This is a genomic window from Pseudomonas sp. P5_B2 (assembly GCF_056400445.1).
The window spans coordinates 1-5,673 of sequence record NZ_JBFULH010000273.1; the positions used below are offsets into that span (position 1 = coordinate 1).

The 5,673-nt window shown below is 59.0% G+C and carries 5 protein-coding genes; 4 read left to right on the top strand and 1 reads right to left on the bottom strand.

The annotated features are described in order from the left end of the window. The 4 genes from gluQRS to AC1DRJ_RS18100 form a co-directional block, all read left to right on the top strand. Positions 1-651: tRNA glutamyl-Q(34) synthetase GluQRS (gene gluQRS, locus AC1DRJ_RS18085; RefSeq protein ID WP_477803365.1), on the top strand; the 651-nt coding region annotated here is incomplete at its 5' end. Between the two features lie 77 nt (positions 652-728). Further along, positions 729-905, top strand: a complete 177-nt coding sequence (locus AC1DRJ_RS18090; RefSeq protein ID WP_003176118.1) for a hypothetical protein — start codon at positions 729-731, stop codon at positions 903-905. Next, positions 889-3,843: a sensor histidine kinase gene (locus AC1DRJ_RS18095; RefSeq protein WP_477803366.1), complete on the top strand. Its 2,955-nt coding sequence runs from the start codon at positions 889-891 to the stop codon at positions 3,841-3,843. Before AC1DRJ_RS18090 ends, AC1DRJ_RS18095 begins: the two co-directional genes overlap by 17 nt. Positions 3,844-3,865: 22 nt before the next feature. Continuing rightward, on the top strand, positions 3,866-5,302 hold the full coding sequence (locus AC1DRJ_RS18100; RefSeq protein WP_477803367.1) for a sigma-54-dependent transcriptional regulator: 1,437 nt from the start codon (positions 3,866-3,868) through the stop codon (positions 5,300-5,302). 137 nt (positions 5,303-5,439) lie between these two features. Here AC1DRJ_RS18100 and AC1DRJ_RS18105 read toward each other — a convergent pair. Next, positions 5,440-5,673 (bottom strand): hypothetical protein (locus AC1DRJ_RS18105; protein WP_477803368.1); only part of this gene is annotated, 234 nt, incomplete at its 5' end.

Below are 5,673 nucleotides of genomic sequence, written 5' to 3' on the forward strand. Positions count from 1 at the left end.
GACCGGCATGAGGCGTACGCTGAAGTGCTCAATCGCCTGTTCAATCACGGCCTCGCTTATGCCTGCACCTGCTCGCGCAAGCAGCTGGAGCCCTATCACGGCATTTATCCGGGACTGTGCCGCAACGCCGGCCACGGCACTGAAGACACGGCGATTCGCCTGCGCGTGCCCGAGCTGGAATACCACTTCATCGACCGCGTGCAAGGTGAATTCCGTCAGCATCTGGGTCGCGAGGTGGGCGACTTTGTGATTCGCCGTCGCGACGGGCTCTACGCCTATCAGTTGGCCGTCGTGCTGGACGATGCCTGGCAAGGCATCACCGATATTGTGCGTGGCGCCGACCTGCTGGATTCCACCCCCCGCCAGCTCTATCTGCAAGAATTGCTCGGCCTGCGGCAACCGCGCTATCTGCACATCCCGCTGATTACCCAGCCCGATGGCAACAAACTCGGCAAATCCTACCGCTCGCCGCCATTGACCGAAGATCAGGCAACACCTTTATTGCTGCGTGCATTGCGCGCACTCGGGCAAAACCCCGTAACCGAACTGGCTTACGCCAGCCCACGGGAAGTGTTGAACTGGGGCATCGCCCACTGGGATGCGTCGCTGATCCCGCGCACACTTAACCTGCCCGAGGCGCAACTGCAGTGATCGCACTTGCAGTGGCGCGCCCATCCGTTACCATCGCCGCACGTTTTCGGGCACGCGCATAAAAAAGAGAGGCCGGGATGTACATCTATCGCTTGGTCCTGCTCCTGGTAGTGGGGATTTATCTGTTCTCCCCGGCCATCATGGATTGGTGGATCGACGCCACTGGCGCCTGGTATCGCCCTTATCTGCTCTGGCTGATTCTGATCGTCGTGACCTTCATCCTGCAGAGTCAAAAAGATGCCGATGAGCTTTAGCCTGACCCAGATGATCCTGATCAGCGCCGCCTACCTGGCAGTGCTGTTCGGTGTGGCTTGGGTCAGTGAACGGGGCATGATCCCCCGGGCGATCATTCGCCACCCGTTGACCTACACCCTGTCCTTGGGCGTTTACGCCAGCGCGTGGGCGTTTTACGGCACGGTGGGCCTGGCCTATCAGTACGGCTACGGGTTTTTATCCAGTTACCTCGGGGTCTCCGGCGCATTTTTGCTGGCGCCGGTGCTGCTGTACCCGATCCTGAAAATCACCCGCACCTATCAGTTGTCGTCGCTGGCCGACTTGTTCGCGTTCCGCTTTCGCAGTACATGGGCGGGGGCGCTGACCACGATTTTCATGCTGGTCGGCGTGTTGCCGCTGCTGGCCTTGCAAATTCAAGCAGTCGCCGACTCCATCAGCATTCTCACCCGTGAGCCGGTGCAGCATCGGGTCGCCCTGAGTTTCTGCGCGCTGATTACGCTATTCACCATCTTCTTTGGTTCCCGCCACATTGCCACCCGCGAAAAACATGAAGGCCTGGTGTTCGCCATTGCCTTCGAGTCGGTGATCAAGTTGATCGCCCTCGGCGGTGTCGGTCTGTATGCCTTGTACGGCGTGTTTGACGGCCCGCAACAGCTTGAGCTTTGGCTGCTGCAAAACCAGACCGCCCTCGCCGCTTTGCACACGCCGCTGCAAGAAGGTCCGTGGCGTACGTTGCTGCTGGTGTTCTTCGCCTCGGCGATTGTGATGCCGCACATGTATCACATGACCTTTACCGAAAATCTCAACCCGCGTTCGCTGGTCAGTGCAAGTTGGGGCCTGCCCCTGTTCCTGCTGTTGATGAGCCTGGCGGTGCCGCTGATTCTCTGGGCCGGACTGAAACTCGGCGCCACCACCAACCCGGAATACTTCACGCTGGGCATCGGCATCGCCGCCAACAGCAAAGCCTTGGCACTGCTGGCCTATATCGGCGGTTTGTCGGCGGCAAGCGGCCTGATCATCGTCACCACCCTGGCGCTGTCCGGGATGGCACTGAACCATCTGGTGTTACCGCTCTATCAACCTCCGGCCGAAGGCAACATCTACCGTTGGCTGAAGTGGACCCGTCGGGCGCTGATCGTTGCAATCATCATGGCCGGCTACGGCTTCTACCTGCTGCTGGGTGCAGAGCAGGATCTGGCGAACCTCGGCATTGTCGCGTTTGTCGCCACGTTGCAGTTCCTGCCCGGCGTACTCTCGGTCCTGTACTGGCCGACCGCCAACCGCCGCGGCTTCATTGCCGGTTTGCTGGCGGGGATTCTGGTGTGGCTGGTCACGATGTTGTTGCCGCTAGTGAGCAATCTGCAGGGTTTCTATATTCCGCTGCTGAACATGATCTACGTGCTGGACGACACCAGTTGGCACATGGCGGCGATTGCCTCCCTGGCCGCCAACGTGCTGATGTTCACCCTGATCTCGCTGTTCACCAATGCCAGCGCGGAAGAGGCCAGCGCAGCCGAAGCCTGTGCCGTGGACAATGTGCGTCGCCCGCAACGTCGCGAACTGCACGCCGCATCGCCACAGGAATTCGCCACGCAGTTGGCAAAACCCTTGGGCGCCAAGGCTGCACAGAAAGAAGTGGAACAGGCGCTGCGCGATCTCTATCTGCCGTTCGACGAACGCCGGCCTTACGCCTTGCGCCGCCTGCGTGACCGCATCGAAGCCAACCTGTCAGGCCTGATGGGTCCGAGTGTGGCGCAGGACATGGTCGAAACGTTCCTGCCCTATAAGGCGGGCGGCGAGAACTATGTCACCGAAGACATTCACTTCATCGAAAGTCGCCTCGAGGATTACCACTCGCGCCTGACCGGCCTTGCCGCCGAACTCGATGCCCTGCGTCGCTATCACCGCCAGACCCTGCAAGAACTGCCGATGGGCGTCTGCTCACTGGCCAAGGATCAGGAAATCCTCATGTGGAACAAAGCCATGGAGGAATTGACGGGAATTGCTGCGCAGCGTGTGGTCGGTTCGCGCCTGAGCACCATTGCCGATCCATGGAAAGAACTGCTGCAAGGCTTCATTAATTTGCCGGACGAGCACTTGCACAAACAGCACCTGGCCCTGGATGGCCAGACCCGCTGGCTGAACCTGCACAAAGCCGCGATCGATGAACCGCTCGCACCGGGTAACAGCGGCTTGGTGTTGCTGGTGGAAGACCTGACCGAAACCCAGATGCTCGAAGACAAACTGGTGCACTCCGAGCGCCTGGCCAGCATCGGTCGACTCGCGGCGGGCGTGGCCCACGAAATCGGCAACCCGATCACTGGCATTGCTTGCCTGGCGCAGAACCTGCGCGAAGAGCGTGAAGACGATAGCGAACTGAAGGAAATCAGCGGGCAGATACTTGAGCAAACCAAGCGCGTGTCGCGCATCGTCCAGTCACTGATGAGCTTCGCCCACGCCGGCAGTCACCAGCAAAGCGACGAGCCCGTCTGTCTGGCCGAAGTGGCTCAGGATGCCATCGGCTTGCTGGCGCTGAACCGACGCAATTTCGAAGTTCAGTTCTATAATTTGTGCGACCCCGATCACTGGGTCGAAGGCGATCCGCAGCGACTCGCCCAAGTACTGATCAACCTGCTCTCAAATGCCCGCGACGCCTCGCCTCCCGGCAGTGCGGTGCGAGTTAAAAGCGAAGCCGGCGAACACACGGTCGACTTGATCGTGGAAGACGAAGGCAGCGGTATTCCGAAGAACATCATGGACCGACTGTTCGAACCTTTCTTCACCACCAAGGATCCTGGTGAAGGTACCGGTCTGGGCCTTGCACTGGTCTATTCCATCGTTGAAGAGCATTATGGACAAATCACCATCGACAGCCCGGCTGATGTTCAAAGCCAACGCGGCACCCGTATCCGGGTGACCTTGCCGCGTCATGTCGAAGCGACGTCCGCTGTGAACTGAGACCGTCGAGAGTATCGAATCAATGCCCCACATTTTGATCGTCGAAGACGAAACAATTATCCGCTCCGCCTTGCGCCGCCTGCTGGAACGTAACCAGTACCAGGTCAGCGAAGCCGGTTCAGTGCAGGAAGCACAAGAACGCTTCACTATTCCCACGTTCGACCTGATCGTCAGTGACCTGCGCCTGCCGGGCGCACCGGGCACCGAGTTGATCAAACTCGGCCAGGGCACGCCGGTGCTGATCATGACCAGCTACGCCAGCCTGCGTTCGGCGGTCGATTCGATGAAGATGGGCGCGGTGGATTACATCGCCAAGCCTTTCGATCACGATGAAATGCTCCAGGCCGTCGCCCGCATCCTGCGTGACCGGGCATCATTGCCAGCCAACGGCGAACCTGCCGCCGGTAAAGCTACCAACGGCGCCGCAAAAGCTGGCGTCGATAACAGCAACGGTGAAATCGGCATTATCGGTTCGTGCCCGCCGATGCAAGACCTGTACAGCAAAATCCGCAAAGTCGCGCCAACCGATTCCAATGTCCTGATCCAAGGTGAATCCGGTACCGGTAAAGAGTTGGTGGCGCGTGCCCTGCACAACCTGTCCAAGCGCGCCAAGGCACCGATGATTTCGGTGAACTGCGCAGCCATTCCGGAAAGCCTGATCGAGTCCGAGCTGTTTGGTCACGAAAAAGGCGCGTTCACTGGCGCCAGCGCCGGGCGTGCCGGCCTGGTGGAAGCAGCAGACGGCGGCACCTTGTTCCTTGATGAAATCGGCGAGTTGCCACTTGAAGCCCAGGCCCGCTTGCTGCGCGTGTTGCAGGAAGGCGAAATTCGCCGTGTAGGCTCGGTGCAATCGCAGAAGGTCGACGTACGCCTGATCGCCGCGACTCACCGGGATCTCAAGAGTCTGGCAAAAATCGGCCAGTTCCGTGAAGACTTGTATTACCGCCTCCACGTGATCGCCCTGAAGCTGCCGGCCTTGCGCGAGCGCGGTGCGGACGTTAACGAAATCGCCAATGCCTTCCTGGCGCGGCAGAGCGCGCGGGTCAACCGCACCGATCTGAAATTCGCCCCGGATGCCGAACAGGCGATTCGTCATTACACCTGGCCAGGGAACGTTCGTGAGCTGGAAAACGCCGTCGAGCGCGCGGTCATTCTGTGTGAGAGCCCGGAGATTTCGGCCGAACTGCTGGGTATCGACATCGAACTGAGTGATCTGGATGAAGACGAATTCATCGGCCTGACACCGCAGCAGGGCCACAATGGTGGTAACGCCAGCCATGAGCCGACCGAAGACTTGTCACTGGAAGACTACTTCCAGCACTTCGTCCTCGAGCATCAGGACCACATGACCGAAACCGAGCTGGCCCGCAAACTCGGGGTCAGCCGCAAATGCCTGTGGGAGCGTCGTCAGCGCTTGGGCATCCCGCGCCGCAAAACCGGGGTCGCCAGCGAAAGCTGAATGGCACCTGTCTGAAGCGCGGGTAACACATGACTTTGTGAATAAACTGTTACCTCAGATTTATCACGTAACAGAAGCCGGGGCTTACGGTAACGAAGCCCCGGTTTTTTTCGCCTGAAAAAACCCCACCAATCGACCTAACCCCTTGTTTTACTGGGGTTCGCAAAAGTTGGCACGCACCCTGCAATATGTTTGGTACAAGAACAATAACAAGCAACGTACAACATAATAAAAATAAGACGAATCGACTCACGCACAATAAAAACAAGACGGCGAGAGGCGCAGCTAACTGATTCTTTTGGAGAGGCGTTGTATTTGGGGGATCGCCCCACGACCAGGCCGAGAATAATAAAAAACTGTCCTAAGACCTG